This is a genomic window from bacterium, assembly GCA_035945995.1.
Taxonomy (GTDB): domain Bacteria; phylum Sysuimicrobiota; class Sysuimicrobiia; order Sysuimicrobiales; family Segetimicrobiaceae; genus DASSJF01.
On record DASYZR010000131.1, the window covers coordinates 14,286 to 33,827 of the forward strand.

Annotated in this window: 20 protein-coding genes; 19 read left to right on the forward strand and 1 reads right to left on the reverse strand. The window is 69.5% G+C overall.

The window, feature by feature from the left end:
• The first annotated feature begins 7 nt into the window (after positions 1-7).
• The 8 genes from VGZ23_14980 (at position 8) to pyrE (ending at position 7,691) form a co-directional block, all read left to right on the forward strand.
• Positions 8-1,636 (forward strand): long-chain-fatty-acid--CoA ligase, encoded by a 1,629-nt coding sequence (locus VGZ23_14980; protein ID HEV2358894.1) that lies wholly within the window; start codon positions 8-10, stop codon positions 1,634-1,636.
• Positions 1,623-3,068 carry a 4-hydroxyphenylacetate 3-hydroxylase N-terminal domain-containing protein gene (locus VGZ23_14985; protein HEV2358895.1) on the forward strand — a complete coding sequence of 482 codons (1,446 nt, stop codon included), beginning with the start codon at positions 1,623-1,625 and terminating at the stop codon, positions 3,066-3,068. The genes VGZ23_14980 and VGZ23_14985 overlap by 14 nt, the downstream gene beginning before the upstream one ends.
• An 80-nt stretch (positions 3,069-3,148) precedes the next feature.
• A complete protein-coding gene (locus VGZ23_14990) occupies positions 3,149-4,048 on the forward strand; it encodes a nucleotidyltransferase domain-containing protein (protein HEV2358896.1) in 900 nt (299 codons plus the stop codon).
• Entirely contained in the window at positions 4,045-5,724 is a 1,680-nt protein-coding gene (gene pknB / locus VGZ23_14995; protein HEV2358897.1) for a Stk1 family PASTA domain-containing Ser/Thr kinase, read from the forward strand. The genes VGZ23_14990 and pknB overlap by 4 nt, the downstream gene beginning before the upstream one ends.
• 27 nt (positions 5,725-5,751) lie before the next feature.
• Complete coding sequence (locus VGZ23_15000; GenBank protein ID HEV2358898.1) at positions 5,752-6,033, forward strand: NifU N-terminal domain-containing protein; 282 nt, start codon at positions 5,752-5,754, stop codon at positions 6,031-6,033.
• 17 nt (positions 6,034-6,050) lie between these two features.
• Positions 6,051-6,401: a metallopeptidase family protein gene (locus tag VGZ23_15005; protein ID HEV2358899.1), complete on the forward strand. Its 351-nt coding sequence runs from the start codon at positions 6,051-6,053 to the stop codon at positions 6,399-6,401.
• 91 nt (positions 6,402-6,492) lie between these two features.
• The gene (locus VGZ23_15010; protein HEV2358900.1) at positions 6,493-7,116 is read left to right on the forward strand and encodes a TetR/AcrR family transcriptional regulator; all 624 of its coding nucleotides are present in this window, start codon (positions 6,493-6,495) and stop codon (positions 7,114-7,116) included.
• Positions 7,113-7,691 carry an orotate phosphoribosyltransferase gene (gene pyrE / locus VGZ23_15015; GenBank protein HEV2358901.1) on the forward strand — a complete coding sequence of 193 codons (579 nt, stop codon included), beginning with the start codon at positions 7,113-7,115 and terminating at the stop codon, positions 7,689-7,691. The genes VGZ23_15010 and pyrE overlap by 4 nt, the downstream gene beginning before the upstream one ends.
• Here the strand turns inward: pyrE and VGZ23_15020 are convergent.
• Positions 7,662-8,498 carry a cyclase family protein gene (locus VGZ23_15020; protein ID HEV2358902.1) on the reverse strand — a complete coding sequence of 279 codons (837 nt, stop codon included), beginning with the start codon at positions 8,496-8,498 and terminating at the stop codon, positions 7,662-7,664. The genes pyrE and VGZ23_15020 overlap by 30 nt on opposite strands.
• Positions 8,499-8,743: 245 nt before the next feature.
• Here VGZ23_15020 and sufC point away from each other — a divergent pair, with 245 nt between their 5' ends.
• The 11 genes from sufC to VGZ23_15075 all read left to right on the forward strand — a co-directional run bounded on the left by sufC (position 8,744) and on the right by VGZ23_15075 (position 19,497).
• Entirely contained in the window at positions 8,744-9,580 is an 837-nt protein-coding gene (sufC, locus tag VGZ23_15025) for a Fe-S cluster assembly ATPase SufC (protein HEV2358903.1), read from the forward strand.
• Positions 9,581-9,607: 27 nt separating this feature from the next.
• Positions 9,608-11,017 carry a Fe-S cluster assembly protein SufB gene (sufB, locus tag VGZ23_15030; protein ID HEV2358904.1) on the forward strand — a complete coding sequence of 470 codons (1,410 nt, stop codon included), beginning with the start codon at positions 9,608-9,610 and terminating at the stop codon, positions 11,015-11,017.
• A gap of 219 nt (positions 11,018-11,236) precedes the next feature.
• Positions 11,237-12,589, forward strand: coding sequence for a Fe-S cluster assembly protein SufD (gene sufD / locus VGZ23_15035; GenBank protein ID HEV2358905.1), 1,353 nt, complete (start codon positions 11,237-11,239; stop codon positions 12,587-12,589).
• A complete protein-coding gene (locus tag VGZ23_15040) occupies positions 12,586-12,981 on the forward strand; it encodes a non-heme iron oxygenase ferredoxin subunit (GenBank protein ID HEV2358906.1) in 396 nt (131 codons plus the stop codon). The genes sufD and VGZ23_15040 overlap by 4 nt, the downstream gene beginning before the upstream one ends.
• A gap of 22 nt (positions 12,982-13,003) precedes the next feature.
• On the forward strand, positions 13,004-14,257 hold the full coding sequence (locus VGZ23_15045; protein HEV2358907.1) for a SufS family cysteine desulfurase: 1,254 nt from the start codon (positions 13,004-13,006) through the stop codon (positions 14,255-14,257).
• A complete protein-coding gene (locus VGZ23_15050; protein ID HEV2358908.1) occupies positions 14,244-14,684 on the forward strand; it encodes an SUF system NifU family Fe-S cluster assembly protein in 441 nt (146 codons plus the stop codon). The genes VGZ23_15045 and VGZ23_15050 overlap by 14 nt, the downstream gene beginning before the upstream one ends.
• Positions 14,685-14,852: 168 nt before the next feature.
• Positions 14,853-15,476 carry an NADH-quinone oxidoreductase subunit B family protein gene (locus VGZ23_15055; GenBank protein ID HEV2358909.1) on the forward strand — a complete coding sequence of 208 codons (624 nt, stop codon included), beginning with the start codon at positions 14,853-14,855 and terminating at the stop codon, positions 15,474-15,476.
• Between the two features lie 29 nt (positions 15,477-15,505).
• On the forward strand, positions 15,506-16,609 hold the full coding sequence (locus VGZ23_15060; GenBank protein ID HEV2358910.1) for an NADH-quinone oxidoreductase subunit D: 1,104 nt from the start codon (positions 15,506-15,508) through the stop codon (positions 16,607-16,609).
• A gap of 17 nt (positions 16,610-16,626) precedes the next feature.
• Positions 16,627-17,133: an NADH-quinone oxidoreductase subunit I gene (locus VGZ23_15065; protein HEV2358911.1), complete on the forward strand. Its 507-nt coding sequence runs from the start codon at positions 16,627-16,629 to the stop codon at positions 17,131-17,133.
• A complete protein-coding gene (locus VGZ23_15070) occupies positions 17,130-17,795 on the forward strand; it encodes an NADH-quinone oxidoreductase subunit C (GenBank protein ID HEV2358912.1) in 666 nt (221 codons plus the stop codon). Before VGZ23_15065 ends, VGZ23_15070 begins: the two co-directional genes overlap by 4 nt.
• 127 nt (positions 17,796-17,922) lie before the next feature.
• Entirely contained in the window at positions 17,923-19,497 is a 1,575-nt protein-coding gene (locus VGZ23_15075) for a molybdopterin-dependent oxidoreductase (protein ID HEV2358913.1), read from the forward strand.
• The last annotated feature ends 45 nt before the right edge of the window (positions 19,498-19,542 follow it).

Here is a 19,542-nt window from a genome sequence, read left to right on the forward strand (position 1 = left end):
CGCCCGCGTGCGGGCCCCGTTGTCGCCCCTGCAATTCTTTCGCCGCGCCGCGGACGTCTACGCGGATTGGCCCGCCGTCGTCGACGGCGACACGCGGTACCGGTACGGGGAGTTCGCCGACCGGTGCCTGCGCCTCGCCGCCGGCCTGCGCGCGGCCCTCGCGCCGGGGGACCGGGTCGCGGTGCTCGCGCCGAACACCCACCGGGCCCTCGAGTGCTACACCGCCGTCCCGCTCGCCGGGGCCGTGCTCGTGCCGCTGAACACGCGCCTCGGCCCGGCGGAGTATCGTTACATCCTCGGGCACAGCGACTGCCGCATGGTGCTGGCCGACCCGGCCTTTGCCGATCTCGCCGGCGGGCTCTGTGACGAGGCCGGCCGGCGTCTCGTGCTGCTCTCCGCGGAGCCCCCTGGAGGGGGCAGGCCGGCGCCGACCGTGGAAGAGCTGATCGCCGCGGTCCCGGCCGGGGGCGCCCGGCGGCTTCTCGAGGCAGTCGACGAGGTCGATGAGAGCGCCGCGATCACCATCAATTACACCAGCGGGACGTCCGGACGCCCGAAGGGCGTCGTGATGACCCACCGGCAGACGGCGCTCAACGTCCTCGACGTGGTGGTCCACGCGCGCCTCACCGCCGCCGACGTCTACCTCCACACGCTGCCGATGTTTCACGTGAACGGGTGGGGCGGCGTGTGGGCCATGGCCGCCGCGGGCGCGCGACAGGTGTGCCTGCCCCGCGTCGACCCGCCCGCGGTGGTCCGGCTCATCGACGCCGAAGGCGTCACCGTCGCCTTCGCCGCGCCGACCGTGCTCGTCATGCTCGGCGGAGATTCAAGCACGCGCGGCTGGCGGCCCCGGCAGCGCGTGCGGTGGTACGTCGGCGGGGCGCCGCCGCCGGCGGCCCTGATCACGCGGTGCGAGGAAGAGTTGGGGTTCGAGATCGTGCACGTCTACGGCCTCACCGAGACCGGGCCGTGGCTCACCGTGTGCGAGTGGCGCGCGGCCTGGGACACCCTGCCGCTCGCGGAGCGCGCCGCGATCAAGGCGCGGCAGGGCGTGGGCCAGATCGCCGCCGGCCGCGTGCGCGTCGCGCGTGAGGATCTCAGCGACGTGGCGCGCGACGGGGCGGAGATCGGCGAGATCGTCGTGCGCGGGCCGACCGTCACGCCGGGGTACTATCGGGATCCTGAGGCCACCGCGGCCGCGACGGCCGGCGGCTGGTTCCACACCGGCGATCTCGCCGTCGTGCATCCCGACGGCTACCTCGAGATCGTGGACCGCAAGAAGGATCTCATCATCAGCGGGGGCGAGAACATCTCCTCGGTGCAAGTCGAGGGCGTGCTCTACCAGCACCCCGCGGTGCTGGAAGCCGCGGTCGTGGCCTCGCCGGATCCGGTGTGGGGAGAAGTACCGCGGGCCTACGTCGTCCTCCGGCCCGGGGCGCGGGCGACCGTCGCCGAGTTGATCGCGTTCTGCCGGGCGCGGCTGGCGCATTTCAAGGCGCCGAAGATCGTCGACCTGATGGAGGCGCTGCCCAAAACGGCGACCGGCAAGATCCAGAAGTACGTGCTCCGGGCGGCGCCGTCCGCGGGCCCCCCGACGCCGGATCCCCCTGGGGGAGATGCCGATGCCTCTTCGTAGTCCCGAGCGGTTCCTCTCGAGCCTTCGCGACGGACGCCGCGTCGTCTACCGCGGCGAGCAGGTCGACGACGTGACGGTCCACCCGCATCTCGGCCGCGGCGCGCGGCACGTCGCGATCGACTTCCGGCTGGCGCACGAGCGCCCCGACGACGCCCTGCTCGTCGTGCCGGGGCCGGACGGCGGACCGATGAGCCGGTACTTCGCGATCCCGCGCTCGGGCGAGGACCTGCTCCGGCGCCGCGATCTGATCGAGCACGTCACGCGCGAGGCGCGCTCGTTTGTGCCGCTCATCAAAGAGATCGGCACCGACGCGCTGTTCGCGCTCATGATCGTGACCGCGGGCCTCGACCGCGAAGCGGGCACGGCGTACGCGCCCCGGGTCTGGGCGCTGTACGAGCGGTGCCGCGACGGCGACCTGGCCATGGCGGTCGCCCAAACCGACGCGAAGGGCGACCGGGCGAGGCGGCCGTCGGACCAGAGGCATCCGGACGCCTACGTTCATCGGGTCCGCGAGACGCCGGAGGGGCTCGTCGTGCGGGGCGTGAAGGCGCACACGACCAACGCGGTGTTCGCGAATGAGATCTTCGTGCTGCCGACGCGCGCGATGGGCGAAGCCGACGCCGACTACGCCGTCGCGTTCGCCGTCCCCGCCGCGACGCCCGGCCTGACGATGATCGCGAGCGCCCGCGGCTTCGGGGCCACCGGCGCGTTCGACAACCCCCTGAGCAGCCGGTACAGCCTGACGGAGTCGCTCACCGTGTTCGACGACGTCCTGGTCCCCTGGGACCGGGTCTTCCTGTGCGGGGAATGGCGGGCCGCGGGAGCGCTCGCCCGGACGTTCGTGGAGTTCCACCGCTTCACGGCCGTCTCATACAAGGGGCCGCTGCTCGAGCTGCTGCTTGGGGGCGCCGCCCTCATCGCCGACTACCACGGCCTGCTCGGGGCGGCGCACGTGCGGGACAAACTGGCGCGCCTCGCCCTCTACCTGCAGACCACGCGCGGGCTCGGCACCGCCGCCGCGGCCGGCGCGCGCGAGGTCGGCGGCATCGCCGTCCCGGACGTCGCGCTTGCGAACGCGGCGAAATACCAGTTCGCGCACGGCTATCACGACGCCGTCCGCGACGTGCAGGATCTCGCCGGCGGCCTGCTCGTGACCGGACCGATGGAAGAGGACTGGGAGAACCCGGAGGTCCGGCGTCTGTTCGAGGGCGCGCTTGGCGGCCGCGACGGCGTCGGCGCCGGGGACCGCCTCCGCGTCATCAACCTGCTGCGGGATCTCGTGGCGTCGGATCTCGGCGGGTATCTGGAAGTCCTGGCGATCCACGCCGAGGGCTCGCTCGAAACGCAGAAGCTCACGGTGCTCCAGGACGTCGACCTCGAGCGGCTGAAGCGCCTGGCGGCCGGCGCCGCGGGGGTCGGCGGCGACCGCTGACGGATGGGGCGGCGCCGCGACGAACCGCCCTCCGACCGTGGTATGTTAAGACTAATGAATGCCCCGGCGGAGAGGTCCGTGTGAACGCGTACGAGAACCTGGCGCGCTTCTTTGGGGGTGAGGAAGAAGTCGTCGCCGCCTACCTGTACGGCCAGCCCGCCGTCGAGCGCACGTGGCCCGATTCGGACATCGAGATCGGCCTGGTGTTCCGCGAGGGCATCGACGGGGACGCGATCACGGAGTACCTCGAGGGCCTCGGCACCGGGAATCCCCTCGGCAACGCGCCCGGCGTGCTCATGCCCTTTGGCCTCAACGCGCACATCCTGCCGGTGGTCTACGAGGTGCTGACGTGGGGCCGCGTGCTGGCGGACAACGATCCCGCGGCGCGCGACGCCTTCGCCCGCCAGATGGCCGGCCGGCTGGACCAGGAGCGGCCGCGCCTGCTGGAAGAGGCGCACGAGACGATTCTCAAGGCCCGCGGCTTCGGCACCGCGACCGAGGAGCCGGCGCACGGCGCCGGGACCGCGGCGCGGGCGCTCGACCCGATCCGCATCGGGTGGCGGCTGGCGCGCGTGCTGACGTCCGTGCCGATTCTCGAGATGTTCACCCGGGACGTGGACTCCGTCGCGCGGGACGCCGAACGCGTCGCGCAGCTCGTCGGAGTGTTCAGCAATGCGAGCGGGGCGGCGACCGGCATCGCGAAGGCGATGCTGATCACCTACGGCATCGCGCGGCCCTCACGCCGGTGGGAGGTGTTTCTGCCGCTGGCGGACATCGGCATGATCTCCACCGAGCTGGCGCTGCACCTCGCCGCGATGCTGGAGACGCGCTGGACGCTGCTCACCGGCAGCGGCCTCGCGTCGCCCGAGCGGATCATCGCGCTCATCCGCAGCTACCTGCCGCCGGTCATTGCCTTTGCGCGCCGCGCGTCGTGGGCGACCGAACTGCCGGGACTCGTCGCGACCCAACGGCTGCATTGACCGCATCAGACGTGCTCGACGGACGCTTTGAGCTGCAGACCCCGCTCGGCAGCGGCGGCATGGCGACCGTGTACCGGGCGTGGGACCGCGGCGGCCGGCGTCCATGCGCGGTCAAGGTCCTCGCCGACGTCCTGGCCCGCGACGAGGAATCCCGGCGCCGGTTCCGGCATGAGGCGGCGTCGGCCGGCGCACTCACCCACCCGCACATCGTCACCGTCTACGGATGGGGCCAGGACGGCCTCCGGCAGTTCATCGCGATGGAGTATGTGTCCGGCGGCACCCTGCGGGAGCGTCTGCAGCGGGACGGCCGCCTGCCGGAAGCGGACGCCCTCCGCATCGCGGCCGAGGTGGCGGACGCGCTCGCCTACGCGCACAACCGCCACGTCGTGCACCGCGACATCAAGCCCCACAACATTCTCCTGACCGGCGACGGCCGGGTCAAAGTGGCCGACTTCGGCATCGCGCGGACGCTGGATGCGACCTCGTTGACGCGTACGGGGACCGTGCTGGGCTCGGCGCCCTACCTGGCGCCCGAGCAGGTTCGGGGCGAGGCCGCCGGGCCGGCGTCCGATCAGTACGCGCTCGGCGTCGTTCTCTACGAGATGCTCGCCGGGCGGCCGCCCTTTGCCGGCGAAGCCCCCATCGCCGTGGCACTCAAGCATCTCAACGAGGCGCCGCCGGACCTGCGGGCGGTGAGGCCCGACGTGTCTTTGGCCGCCGCGTCCGTCGTCGCGCGGCTGCTCGCCAAAGTACCGGCCGGCCGCTATCCCGACGCCGCCGACCTCGCCGCAGAACTCCATCGGCTCGCGGACGGCCTTTCGCCGCGCGCCGCGGCCCAGGGCGAAGCGGACGCGACGACGCGCTTGGAGGGTCTCGTGCCGCCGGGGGCGTCTCGGAGCCAACATCGCGGAAGCGACGCGGCCGTCGCGGCCACGGCGCAGCTGTCGCGCGATGCGGTGTTCGCGACGCAGCACCTGCCGGCCGACGGGCCGGGTTTGCGGGACGGTGCCGGTGCGGCGGCCGGCTCGGAGTTGGCGGCCGCGGCCCGGCTCGATGTCTCCGACACAGCGCGGCTGCATCTGCCGCGGCCGGGCCGTTCCGTCATGACCGGGGCGCGCGTGGGCGTGGCGGCCGTCTCCCTGGGACTCGCCCTCCTGATTCTCGGCGCGGCCTACCGCGCGGCCTGGACCGCGGCGCACGTCGCGGTGCCGAACCTTGTCGGCCGGACCGTCACCGGCGCCGGACAGACGGCGCAACAACTGCGGCTGGGTGTGCTTGTCGCGAGGCAGCGGCAGGACCCCAAGGCGCCCGTCGGAGCCGTGCTGGCCCAAGATCCCCCGGCCGGCCGTGAGGTCGCGAAAGGCACGGTGATCTCGCTCGTCGTCAGTCAGGGATCCGGCCTCGTCCCCGACCTCACGGGGCAGACCGTCACGAACGCCGCCGGCACGCTCGAGCGGCTGGGGCTGCGACTGGGCCAGGTCAATTACACCGCCGATGATCACGTTCCAAGCGGCAGGATCATCCACCAGTTTCAGGCGGCCGGAACACATCTTTCGCCGAACGGGGGCGTGGACGTGCTGGTGAGCCAGGGACCGCCGCCTTTCCCGTTTAACCTGTTCCCCAAACTGCCCGGCCAAGATGAGGGAGGGCCGGAGCGCGACAACGGCGGGCGGTAGACGGATCGTGCACGAAGAGGAGCGACCGTGAGCGCCGCGCTGACCGTAACCGTACAGCCTACGCCCAACGCGAACGCACTCAAGTTCGTGCTGAACCGGCGCGTGACGGAAGGCCGCAGTCAGACGTTCACCGACCCCGCGACCGCCGCCGTACCGCTGGCGCGCGAGCTGCTCGGGATTCCGGGCGTGCGGCAGGTTTTCTTTCTCAACGACTTCATCACGATCACCCGCGTGGAAGGGACGGACTGGGACGCGGTAGTGCCGCAGGTCGAGTCGCTGATCCACCGCCACCTCGCCGAGGCCGTGTAAAGGTACGGCCCCGATCGATGCGGCGCGCCGCCTTCGAGCGCCTGGTGGCCGAAGCCCTCGACGGCCTGCCCCCGCGCTTCGCCGCGCGCCTCGGCAATATCGCGGTGGTCGTGGAGGCGCGGCCGTCGCGGGACATCGCCGCGGAGCTCGGCGGCGACATCCTCGGTCTCTATCAGGGCGTCAGTGAGCTCGAGCAGTCCCCGATGGCGGCGTACGAAGTCCCCGAGATCATCGTGATCTACCAGCACAACATCGAAGCGGTGTGCCGGACGGAGGCCGAGATCGTCGAGGAAGTCCGCAAGACCGTCATCCACGAGGTCGGCCATCACTTCGGATTGACCGACGCCGAGATGGAGGCCTTGGAGTAGCACATCGGCGCTGCATTTGACACCCGGTGCCCTTGACCGTATACTGGCGGTTAGAGACTGACCGGTCAGTCTGGGGGGAAAAATGGCCACAGTGGCAGAGCGGTTGAGGAAGTCGCAGCAAAAAGAAGATACTCGCAGGAAAATCCTCGAATCAGCCGCGCAAGTATTTGCCAGTAAGGGTTTTCACGGTTCGGTCGTCGATGACATCGTAAAGGCCTCCGGCACCTCCAAGGGTGCCGTCTATTTCTACTTCGAGAGCAAAGAGCAGATTTATTTTTCGCTCGTCGAGGATTATGTGGCGACGCTTGCCCAGGAGATGCACCTTGCGGTGCAGCGCGGCCGCGGGCTCGTCGGCCAGGTGGAGGCGGCCGTTGCGACCATCGTCCGGAGCTTCCAGGCCCACCGCGCGCTCGCGCGAATCGTGCTGCTCGACTGGCCCGTGGCCGGGGCGGAGTTCCAGGGCGAGCGGATCGCTCTCAAGAGCATGCTCGTCGAGGTGCTGCGCGGCTACCTCGATCGGGCGGTTCAGGATCACCGGATCGATGCGCAGGACACCGAGCTCGCCGCCTATGTCTGGATCGGCGCGATCGGCGAGGTCGTCGTGCGGTGGCTCAACACCGGCCGGCCGGCGCCGCTCGAAGACGTCGTCGCCCCGCTGACCCGTCTGCTGCTGAGCAGTGTCGGCCTCGCGCCGACGGCTTCGCCGGCTACGTGACCGACCTCGATGCCGACGTCCGCGCGCGCACGTGGGCGCGCCTCGTCCGCACCGCGTTTCTCGAGGGAGACTTCGTGCTGAGCTCCGGCCGCCGGAGCTCGTTCTACATCGACAAGTATCTCTTTGAGACCGATCCCGCGCTGCTCCGCGACATCGGCCGCCTGCTCGCGGCGGCGTTGCCCGCCGGGACGACGCGCCTGGCCGGTCCGGCGCTCGGCGGCGTGCCGCTGGCGACCGCGGTCGCACTCGAGACCGGTCTGCCGTTCGCGATCGTCCGCCCAGCGAGCAAAGGCTACGGGACGGCGAAACTGGTCGAGGGCCGCATCGAGCGCGGCGACCGCGTCGTCGTGCTCGAGGACGTCGTCACGACCGGCGGGCAGGCGGTGCGGGCCGCGCGGATCGTCGAGGAGGCCGGTGCCGCGGTGCTGGCCATCCTGGCCGTGATCGACCGCCACGAAGGCGGGCGCGAAGGGATCGAAGGCGCCGGCTTTCAGTTCAGGACCCTCTACGATCTGGCGGAGTGGCACCCCCTGCGGGGTGAACGGTCAGACGATCGCGAGCGGGCGGACCGGTGAGCCGGTGGCGCCGACGAACTTGAGGGGCGTGCAGACGAAGAGAAACGTCGCGCGGCCGTCGCGGCTCAGCGCTTCCAGGTAGAGGTTTTCGATGATCGGAATGCCGCGCTCGGCGATCAGATGCAGGTGGGCGAACAACTGACCGCCGGTGTGGGGATCGCGTTCCTCCGTTTCGTCCCACGTCATGTTGTCGCATGCCGCGCAGGCCACGCGGTGGTCGGCCGCCCATTCCGAGCCGCTCCGGCCCACCCCCGCGGCGGCGAGGTACCGCGGGGCGTCGTCCCATATCTTGCCGTATCCCGTCCGCACGAGCAGCGCGTCGCCGGCCTGGACCGTCACGCCGGCGCGGCGCGCCGCCGCCTCGAGATCGTCCGCGGTGATCCGGTAGTGGGGGGGCAGCGGATCCTCCCCCAACTTGTGCGCCAGCGTGGCGCAGACGTCGAGCAGCACGCCGCGCGCCACAATCGGCGGCATCGTTTCGATGCCGTGGACGGTGAAGCCGCGCTGGGTTTCCACACGCGGGGTGATCTCGACGCCGCCGTAGAGCCGCAGTCCGGCGGCCTGGTGCGAGAGCGCGTCGATGTGCGTTCCGGTATGCTCCATCATCACCACCATCCCGGACGCCCCGCTCCGCGGCCCCTGCCGCTCGGGGTCGTACGTGTCTTCGTGCCGGCGGTGCAGATGATAGATGTAGCCGGGCCGGTGGGCGTCGTGGACCGGCATGCTGGCCGTGCGAGGCTGTTCCAGATCGTAGACGCGCCGTCCGACGACCGTACGAATGAGGGATTCCACGCCATCAGCAGGCATGCGGGCCACCTCCCGGACACCAATCGTTGCGGTCTACTTCGGCATTGGGGCGCCGCGCACCCGGCGGGGCGCGCGGCGCGTCTCCCGAGCGTCCAAATTGACAATTGGCATAGGGAGAGAACGTTGACATAGGGAGCGAACGGCGACTATAGTAAGGAGTGAAACATGACTAAAACAGTCCAGAATCCCGCGAAGCCGCTCCGTGCCGCCAGGGCGGAGCGCCTTCGCCGGGCGGGAGGGGTCGGTTGAGCGCAGAGCTCGTGATCAACGATTTGTGGGCCCAGGTTGAGGACAAGGTCATCCTGAAGGGCGCGTCCCTGACCGTCAAGACCGGGGAGATCCACGCGCTGATGGGCCCGAACGGCTCGGGGAAGAGCACGCTGGCCAACGTCCTGATGGGCAACCCGTTCTACCAGGTGCAGCGCGGCGAGGTGCTCTACAAGGGCGAGGACCTGCTCGCGATGGCGCCCGACGAACGCGCCCGCAAGGGTCTGTTCATCGCGTTCCAATACCCCGTGAGCATCCCCGGCGTGACCATGGCGAGCTTTCTTCGGACCTCGGTGAGCGCGCGGCGCGGGCTGGACAAGGATCAGTTGATGAGCCTCACCGACTTTCAGAAGATCGTGAAGGAGAAGGTGGCGGAGCTGCAGGTCGATCCGTCGATTCTCGGCCGGTACGTCAACGAGGGCTTCAGCGGCGGGGAGAAGAAGCGCGCCGAGATCTTGCAAATGGCGATGCTCGAGCCGGAGATCGCGATCATGGACGAAACCGACTCCGGCCTCGACGTCGACGCGGTCAAGATCGTCGCCGCCGGCGTGAACCGGATGCACGAGCTGTCCGGGGGCAAGATGGGCGTGCTCGTGATTACGCACTACCCGCGGATCCTTAAGTACATCCGCCCGACGCGCGTCCACGTCATGTTCGACGGGCGGATCGTGACGTCGGGGACCGAGGAACTCGCCGACGAGCTCGACCGGATCGGCTACGACGGGATCCGCGCGCAGTACGAGCAGGTCGCCGCCGAGGTCGCCGGGGAAGGCGAGATCCGCAGCGCCGGCAAAGTCTTTTGGGTCAAGCACTAATGCGCTCGAATCGAGAGGAGAGACGCGATGGCCGTCACCAACCCACTGGGCATCGATCTCGATCAGTATAAGTACGGCTTCCACGATCCCGAGGACAAGTACGCGTTCAAGTCCCGCAAGGGCCTCGACCGCGAGATCGTGGAGACGATTTCGCACATGAAGAGCGAGCCCGACTGGATGCGGGCCCTGCGCCTGCACTCGCTCGGCGTCTTCGAGAAAAAGCCGAATCCGACGTGGGGCGGCAACGTCGGCGAGATCGACTTCAACAGCATCTATTACTACGTGAAGCCCGCGGAGAACCAGGGCAAGACGTGGGACGACGTCCCCGCGGACATCAAGAAGACCTTCGACCGCCTCGGCATCCCGGAGGCGGAGAAGAAGTACCTCGCCGGGGTCGGCGCGCAGTACGAGAGCGAGGTCGTCTACCACAGCCTCCGCGAGGAGTGGACGAAGCAGGGCGTGATCTTCCTCGACATGGACTCCGGCCTGCGGGAGCACCCGGACATCGTCCGTGAGTACTTCGGCACGGTCATCCCGCCCGAGGACAACAAGTTCTCGGCGCTCAACAGCGCGGTGTGGAGCGGCGGTTCGTTCGTCTACGTGCCCGAAGGCGTGCACGTCACGATTCCGCTGCAGGCGTACTTCCGGATCAACGCGCAGAACATGGGCCAGTTCGAGCGGACGCTGATCATCGCGGAGCGCGGGTCCCACGTCCACTACGTCGAGGGGTGTACCGCGCCGACGTACACGAGCGACTCGCTGCACAGCGCGGTTGTTGAGATCATCGTCAAGGAAGGCGCCCGCGTCCGCTACACGACGATCCAGAACTGGTCCAAGAACGTTTACAATCTCGTGACGAAGCGCGCGGTCGCCTACCGCGACGCGACGATGGAGTGGGTGGACGGCAACCTCGGCAGCAAGCTGACGATGAAGTACCCGAGCGTGTACATGCTGGAACCCGGCGCCAAGGGCGAGATTCTCTCGATCGCGTTCGCGGGCGAGGGACAGCACCAGGACCCGGGCGGCAAGGTGATCCACGCCGCGCCGCATACGCAGTCGTCGGTCGTGAGCAAGTCGATCAGCAAGTCCGGCGGCCGCGCCGGCTACCGCGGGCTCGTGAAGGTCTACCCGGGCGCCCACGGCAGCAAGTGCGCGGTGCGGTGCGACGCGCTGATCCTCGACGACAAGTCGCGGTCGGACACGTACCCGACGATGGAGATCGACGAGACGGACGTGCAGGTCACTCATGAGGCGACCGTTTCCAAGGTTTCGGACGAGCAGCTGTTCTACCTGATGAGCCGCGGCATCAACCAGGACGAGGCCATGAACATGATCGTCCGCGGGTTCATCGAGCCGATTGCGCGCGAGCTGCCGATGGAATACAGCGTCGAGCTCAACCGGCTGATCGCGCTCGAGATGGAGGGGTCGGTCGGCTAGGCGTCCGGGCACCCCGGAGAACGTCGAGAGGGCAGGGCGGGCGTCCTGCCCTCTCGCACCGCACGGGCGGTGCAGATCGCGCAGTCGACCCAGGCGGCACTGGATCGTGAGACGCCGATGATCGACGCGTTCAGAACGGGCGGTGCAGATCGCGCAGTCGATCCAGGCGGCACTGGATCGTGAGACGTCGATGATCGACGCGTTCAGATGGAGGGAAGAGTGAGCCAGCATCCATCTCCCCCCGCTGTCGCGGGGCAGGCCATAACGGCGGGCGCGCTGGATCGCGATCTCGTGATCCGGCGCAGCGCCGCCGCCGGCGAGCCCGGGTGGCTGCGCGAACAGCGCCTCGCGGCGTGGGAGGAATTCATCCGGCTGCCGCTGCCCCCGGACGCCGGGGACGAGTGGCGGCGGACCGACCTGCGGCCGCTCGATCTAGCGTCCCTGCGGCCGCTCGCCGCACCGGCCCGCAAGCCGAGGCTCCCGGCCGGACTGCCCGCGCTGATCGGCGATCCGGCGGCCGCCGCCGGGTTGCGACTGGTGGTCGATGGGGCCGCGGTCCAGTCGCGCCTGGCCCCCGAGCTCGCCAGGGCCGGCATCGTCTTCTCCTCGCTCGACGAGGCGGTCGCGACGCACCCGGATCTCGTCCGCCGGCATCTCTATTCCGTCATCGGCGCCGCGGAGAACAAGTACCGGGCGCTCAACGCCGCGCTGTGGCAGGGTGGAACCTTCCTATACGTCCCGGCCGGGGTGGAGGCCGATCTCCAACTCGTCACCGGCACCTGGCTCACGCCGGACGGGGTCGCGTTTCTGCCGCGGACGCTGGTGGTCACGGGGGAGGGGAGCCGGGTCACGCTCGTCGAGGTGTTCGGCTCGACCGGCGGGGCGGTCCGGACGTTTGCCGGCCACGCGGTCGAGCTCGTCCCGGGGACCGCCGCCCAGATCCGGTACGTGAACCTGGAAGACTGGAGCCGCAATCTCTGGGAAGTCGGCGTCGTCCGGACGGTCGTCGGGCGGGACGCCACCGTCAACACCCTCATGATCGGGTTTGGGGCCGGCCTCGTGAAGACGAACGTGGAGTCGCGCCTCGCCGGCGAGGGGGCGACGTCCGAGATGCTCGGGGTGTTGTTCGGCGACGGCGCGCAGCACTTCGACTATCACACCCTTCAAGAACACGCCGCGCCCAGCACGACGAGCGACCTGCTGTACAAGGGCGCCCTCAAGGACAAGGCGCGCTCGATCTTCGCCGGCCTCATCCGCGCGGACCACGGCGCGCAGAAGACCAACGCGTTCCAGCTCAACCGGAACCTCATCCTGTCGGAGGGCGCGCGCGCCGACAGCATGCCGAAGCTCGAGATCATGGCGAACGACCTGCGCTGCACGCACGGCGCGAGCACGAGCCGGCTCAACGACGAGCAGATCTTCTACCTGATGAGCCGGGGACTGCCGCGCGAGACGGCGGTGCGGATGATGGTGGACGGGTTCTTCGGCGAAATCTTCGACCGGATCCCGGTGGACACGGTCCGTCAGTGGCTGAGCGGCGCGATCGAGCGGAAGATGGCGGGGTACGTATGACCGGCGCCGCGCAGACCCCGCGTGAGACCCCGCGTCAGGCGGGGGCCGACGGGGAGTATGTTCGGGTGGCGCGCCGGGCGGACGTTCCGCCGGGCGCGATCACGCGGGTCGAGGCCGGCGGGCACGCGATCGCGCTCGTGAACGTGGACGGCGAGTTCTTCGCGATCGACGACGTCTGCTCGCACGAGGAGGCCTCGCTCAGCGAGGGCGGCCTCAGCGGCGAGATCGTCGTCTGCCCGCGGCACGGCGCGCGCTTCAACGTCAAGACGGGCCGCGTCCTGTCCCTGCCGGCCGTGCGGTCGGTCGCGACCTACGCGGTCAGGGTCGAGGGGGATGACGTGCTGGTCGCCACAGAGCCGCGGCGGTCCGGGGCCCTGCCGCACCGGCGCTGACGGCCGCGTGAAGATCGGAGGCATGACGATGGGCATTCCGGCGACGATTCGTGACGACTTCCCGATCCTGCGCCAGCGGGTGCACGGGAAGCCGCTCGTGTACCTCGACAGCGCCGCGACCTCCCAAAAGCCCCGCCAGGTCATCGACGCGATCGTCCAGTACTACTCGGAGTACAACGCCAATATCCACCGCGGCGTCTACGCCATCGCGGAGCGCGCGACGGCCGCCTACGAAGAGGCGCGCGGGAAAGTGGCCCGGTTCATCGGCGCCGCTGAGCCGGCCGAGGTGGTCTTCACCCGCAACGTCACCGAGGCGCTCAACCTGGTCGCACACGGCTGGGGCCGCCGCCACGTCGGCCCCGGCGACGAGATCCTGACGACGGAGCTCGAGCACCACAGCGACCTGGTCCCCTGGCAGATGCTCGTGCACGAGCGCGGCGCGCGGCTCCGCCACATCCCCTTCGACGACCACGGACGGCTCGTGCTCGACGACCTCGACCGGCTGCTGACGGATCGGACGCGCATCGTCGCCCTCGCCCACGTGAGCAACGTCTTCGGCACGGTCGTGCCGGTGGAGCGGATCGCCAGGGCGGCCCACGAGCGGGGCGCGGTGGTCGTCGTGGACGGCGCGCAGTCGGCGCCGCACCGGCCCGTCGACGTGCGGGCGCTGGGAGCGGACTTCTTCGGGTTTACCGGCCACAAGATGCTGGGGCCGATGGGCACCGGCGGGCTGTGGGGCCGGCGCGACCTGCTCGAGGAGATGGAACCGTTCGAAGGCGGCGGGGAGATGATCTCCGACGTCTGGCTCGACCGCGCCGAGTGGAACGCGGTCCCGTGGAAGTTCGAGGCCGGGACGATGAACGTCGGCGATACGATCGCGCTCGGCGTGGCCGTCGACTACCTCGAACGGCTCGGCATGACCGCGGTCCTCGAGCACGAACGCGAGATCACGGGCTACGCGATGGGGCGGCTCGCCGAGATCCCGGGGTTGCACCTGCTGGGGCCCGATCCGGCCCCCGACTCACGCGGGGACTCGCGGGGGGGCGTGGTATCCTTCTGGATGGACGGCATCCATCCGCACGACGTCGCGCAGGTGCTGGACGGCGAAGGGGTCTGCGTCCGCGCCGGGCACCACTGCGCGAAGCCGGCCCACCGGAAGCTCGGGATCGGCGGCTCCACCCGCGCGAGCTTCTACGTGTACACGATCCGCGAGGAAATCGACGCGCTGTGCCGGGCGCTCGCAAAGACGAGGGACTTGTTCCGTGTCGCTGGATGATCTGTACCGGGACGTGATCTTGGACCACTTCAGCCACCCGCGGAACCGCGGAGAGGTCCGGCCCGCCGACGTGACCCGCGAAGGCGCCAACCCGCTGTGCGGCGACGAGATTCGCGTGTCGCTGCGCGTGCGCGACGGCGTCGTCGAGGACGTCAAGTTCGACGGCAAGGGGTGCTCGATCAGCCAGGCCTCGGCCTCGATGATGACGGAGTGCATCAAGGGCAAGCCGGTGGCGGAGGCGAATCGTCTGATTACCGAGTTCAAAGGGATGATGCACGTGTCCGCCGGGACCGAGTCCCCGGCCGGCGACGACCTCGGAGATCTCGCGGCCCTGTCCGGCGTGCGCAAGTTCCCGGTCCGGGTCAAATGCGCGACGCTGTCGTGGATCACGCTCGAGATGGCGCTCGCGGAGCTCCGCGACGCGTGACGGATCGAGCAGATCGAGCAGTTGATCCAGGCGGCACTGGATCGCGAGGTGCCGCTGCCCGACGCGTTCGGTCGTGCGTGACAGATCGAGCAGTTGATCCAGGCGGCACTGGATCGCAAGGTGCCGCTGCCCGACGCGTTTCGGTGGATGGAGGAGAACCGCATGTCGATGGGATTCTTTGAGCCGCCCCGGCCGGACGCGGCCCCGCCCGAGCCCCGCCGGAGCCAGATCGCGCCCGTCGCCGAGGCCGTCGGGATCATCGACAGTCTCCCGGGGGGCGGGTTGATCCTGACCACGGTGGAGGCGGCGCTCAACTGGGGCCGCGCCTCGTCGATCTGGCCCCTCACCTTCGGGCTCGCGTGCTGCGCGATCGAGATGATGGCCGCGTTTGCCAGCCGCTTCGACCTCGACCGGATGGGCGTCATTCCGCGTGCGACGCCCCGCCAGGCCGACCTGATGATCGTGGCCGGCCGGGCGACGCTCAAGATGGCGCCGATCGTGCGGCGGCTGTGGGAGCAGATGCCGGAGCCGCGCTACGTGATCTCCATGGGGTCCTGCGCCACCTGCGGCGGGCCGTTCTACTACGACAACTACTCGATCATCAAAGGCATCGACCAGGTCGTGCCGGTGGATGTCTACGTGCCGGGCTGTCCTCCCCGGCCCGAGGCGCTGATCGAAGGCATCCTCAAGCTGCAGGAGCAGATTAAGAAGGAGCCGTTCCTCCGGCGGCAGGCGGCCGCGGCGATCGCCGCGCGGATGGCGGCGCGTCCCGCTCCCGGCGGGAGAGGCTGAGACCGGGCGGGGAGGCGGAAGGGGTGGGCATGGCGCTTCGCACCGAAGAGCTGATGCTCAACATGGGGCCGCAGCACCCGAGCACCCACGGCGTGCTGCGCCTGGTGGTTGCGCTCGACGGCGAGAACATCGTGGACGTGAAGCCGGACATCGGCTACCTGCACTCGTCGGTGGAGAAAATGATGGAGCACCGGCTCTACGTCCAGAACGTGTCGCTCGCCGACCGCGGCATGGACTACCTGATCGCGATGCAGAACGAGCAGGTGTATTGCCTCGCGGTGGAGCGGCTCGCCGGCATCGAGGTGCCCGAACGCGGGAGGTATCTGCGCGTTCTCTTTGACGAGCTGTCGCGGTTGTCGAGCCATCTGGTCTGGCTGGGGACCTGGGGCATCGATCTCGGCGCGACGACGGTCTTCCTGTGGTGCTTCCGCGAGCGCGAGATGATCCTCGACTTGATGGAGAAGGTCACCGGCGGGCGGCTGCACCACGCCTACTTCCGGATCGGCGGCGTCTACATCGACCCGCCGCCGGGGTGGACCGACGAGGTCAAAACGTTCCTGGACTACTTTGACGACCGGATCGAAGAGTACGACCGGCTGCTGACGGCGAACCCGATTTTCCTCGCCCGGACCAAGGGCGTCGGGGTGATCCAGCGCGCAAAGGCCATCGCGATGGGGGCGAGCGGCCCCGTGGCGCGCGGGAGCGGCATCGCGATCGACATCCGGAAGCTCGAGCCCTACGAGGTCTACGACCGGATGACGTTCGACGTGCCGGTGTTCCCCGAGGGCGACTGCTTCGCCCGGTACCAGGTGCGCCTCGAGGAGATGCGGCAGTCCGCGCGGATCGTCCGCCAGGCGCTCAAAGAGCTGCCGGGCGGCGAGGTGCGCTCGCGCGTCCCGATGACGATGAAGGCGCCGCGCGGCGAAGTCTACGTCCGCACGGAATCGGCCCGCGGGGACCTCGGCATCCATCTGGTCAGCGACGGCGGCGAGATGCCGTACCGCGTGAAGATCCGCGCCCCGTCGTTCACCAATTTGTACGCGCTGTCCGAGGCGATGCGCGGCTGGAAGATCGCCGACGTGATCGCGATCCTCGGCAGCATCGACATCGTCCTGTCGGACGTCGATCGATAGGAGGCGGGCGGACCGGTATGAGCGTCGGGGGACGGATCGCGGGAGCGGCGAAGGCCCTGGCCACGGGCCTCGGCCTGACGTGGCAGGTCATGCTCCGCAACAAGGTGACGGTCAAGTACCCTATCGAGCGGCTGCCGGTGTCCAACCGGTTCCACGGCCTGCTCGCGCTGCCGATCGATCCCGAGACGAGCAAGGACCGCTGCATCATCTGCTTCCAGTGCGAGCGGATCTGCCCGTCGCGGTGCATCCACATCGAAGCGCAGGGCAAAGGCAAGGAGCGCGTCCTGACCCGTTTCGACATCGAGATGGACAAGTGCCAGTACTGCGGCTTCTGCGTCGAGGTCTGCCCCACCGAGGCCATCGTCTTCGTGCCGCACTACGAGACCTCGACGTTCGACCGGAGCACCCTGCTGTACTCGCTCGATGACCTGCATCAGGCGGTGCCGAAGGATCCGATCGCCACGGGCATCATCCGCCGCGCCCACGGACGGACCCACAACGGCGACGGCGGGCGCGTATCGTGACGGCCGACCAGGTCGCCCAGATCGTCGCGCGGTTTCCCGACGTGCAGGACCTGCAGGCGGAGCAGCGCGCGGAGGACGCGCGAGCCGAAGAGGAGTGGAAGGCCAGGGAGCGGGAGTGGCAGGAGGCCGCGGAGCGGGCCAAGACGGAGGGCAAGCCGGTCCCCCGGCCGCTCAAGCGCGAGGAGTCGAAGGTGTACCGCTACCTCGGGCCGACTTTCCGGGTGCCGCGGGATCGTCTCATCGATCTGTGCCGCTGGCTGCGCGACAATCCGGAGTTCGACATGTCATACCTGTCATTCGTCTCCGCGATCGACTGGCCCGACCGGTTCGAGGGTGTCTACCATCTGACGTCCATCGCCCGGCGGCACGGCGTGATGCTGAAGGTGTCCATTCCAAAGGAGCGGCCCGCCCTGCCGTCGGTCGTCGCGCTGTGGCCCGGCGCGGACTGGCACGAGCGCGAGGCCTACGATCTGTTCGGCATCGTCTTCGAAGGGCATCCCGATCTGCGCCGGATCATGATGAGCGCGGACTGGAAGGGCCATCCGCTGCGAAAGGACTACGTGTACGAAGACCCGCAGTGGCTGGTCGACGTAACGACTCAGCGCCAGCGCGAGATCGCCGCGACCGGCGACGAGTGGGAGGGCCGCGGCTCCCGCAGTTGAGGTGACGTGCCGTCTCCAGTCCTCCGCATCTTTGCCGCGTCAACATCGTATCTTTACACGGGACGGCGTAGAATAGGGGGAAGTGCCGCGCCCACCGGGGGCGCCGCGACTCGCGGGGTGACGATCCATGAGCGTATCGAAAACGCGCGGATTCCTAGGCGGCCTGGCCGGCGGCGCCGTGGCGCTGGGAGTGCTGTTCGCCTACCGCAGCGCGACCGGCATGCCGACGCTGCAGGAGGCGCTCGCCGAGCGCATGATCCGGCTCCTGCCCTATCAGGTGTTTGCCGAGATTCTGGCGCGGCTGCAGCATCTCGCAAAGCCCCTCGGTCTCGTGATGGCGGTCATCGCCTCACTCGCCGGATTCGGGCTCGGCGGGGCGCTGTACGCCGCTGTGACCGGCCGCCTCCGCTGGCCGGTGCTGGGCGGCGCCGCGGTGACCGCCGCGGCGGCCTGGGGGGTGCTGACGTTTGGGTTCCTGCCGTTGATTGAAGGGAACGCGCTCGGGGTTCCGCTGACGACCATTGTGACGGACCCGGCCGTGCCGATGGCGCTCGCCTGCGCAGCCTACGCGCTCGTGCTGGCGGCGCTGGTCCGTGTTCCCGCGCGTCCGCGACTCCTGCGGGGCGGCCGTTCGGAGGCCGCCGGTGTGGTCCGCGCGGACGCGGCGTCAGGGGCCAACGGGCGCAGTGCCCGCGAGTCAAGCCGCCGCGACCTCCTGCGCCGTTCGGCGCTTGTGGTCGCCGGCGCCGCGGTGGGCGCGCGGCTCGCGTCGTGGGGTGCTTCCGCGGGCCGCGCCGCGGCGGCCGCGGCCAACATGGCGTTCCGCCTGATCAAAGGCATGCCGCCCGAGGTGACGCCGAGCACCGCCTTCTATCAGGTGTCCAAAAACTTCTTCGACCCGACGGTCGACGTCGGCAAGTGGCGGCTCGAGGTCACCGGCCTGGTCAACAAGCCGCTCAAGTTCTCGCTCGACGAGCTCAAGGCCGCGTCGCCCGCGGTCGAGCGGTACCAGACCTTCGAGTGCATCAGCAACGAGGTGGGCGGCGACCTGATCGGCAACGCCAAGTGGACGGGCGTGCGCGTGAAGGACGTGTTGGCCCTCGCCGGGGTCCGGGCGGGCGCCACGACGATCATCTGGCGCGCGGCCGACGGGTATTCCGAATCGATTCCCCTCCCGGTCGCCGAGGATCCGGAGACGCTGCTGGCCTACGAGATGAACGGCGCGCCGATCCCCCAGAAGCACGGCGCGCCGGTCCGCGTGCTGCTCCTGAACCGGTACGGGATGAAGCAGCCGAAGTGGCTCACGAGCATCGAGGTCGCCAACCACGACTACACCGGGTACTGGGAACAGCAGGGGTGGAGCAAAGAAGCGATCGTCAAGGTGAACAGCGCCTTTCTCGTCGAGCAGCGGGAGGGCGGAGTCCTCGCGCTCGGCGGATGGGCGTTCGCGGGCGATCGCGGGATCTCCAAGGTGGAAGTCAGCCCGGACAACGGGAAGACGTGGCTTGCGGCGGCGGTCAAGGAGCCGTTCAATCGGAACTGCTGGCAGTTCTGGTCGGCGGAGTGGACGCCGCCGGGGCCGGGCGAGTATTCGCTCAAGGCCCGCGCCTACGACGGGGCCGGGAAGCTGCAGCCGGCCGAGCGGAAACCCACCCTGCCCGACGGGGGTCAGGGATACCACACCGTCCGCGTGAAGGTGTAGCAGGGGATCGTTCGCGCCGTTCCCAACAACCTGTAGCATGAGCCG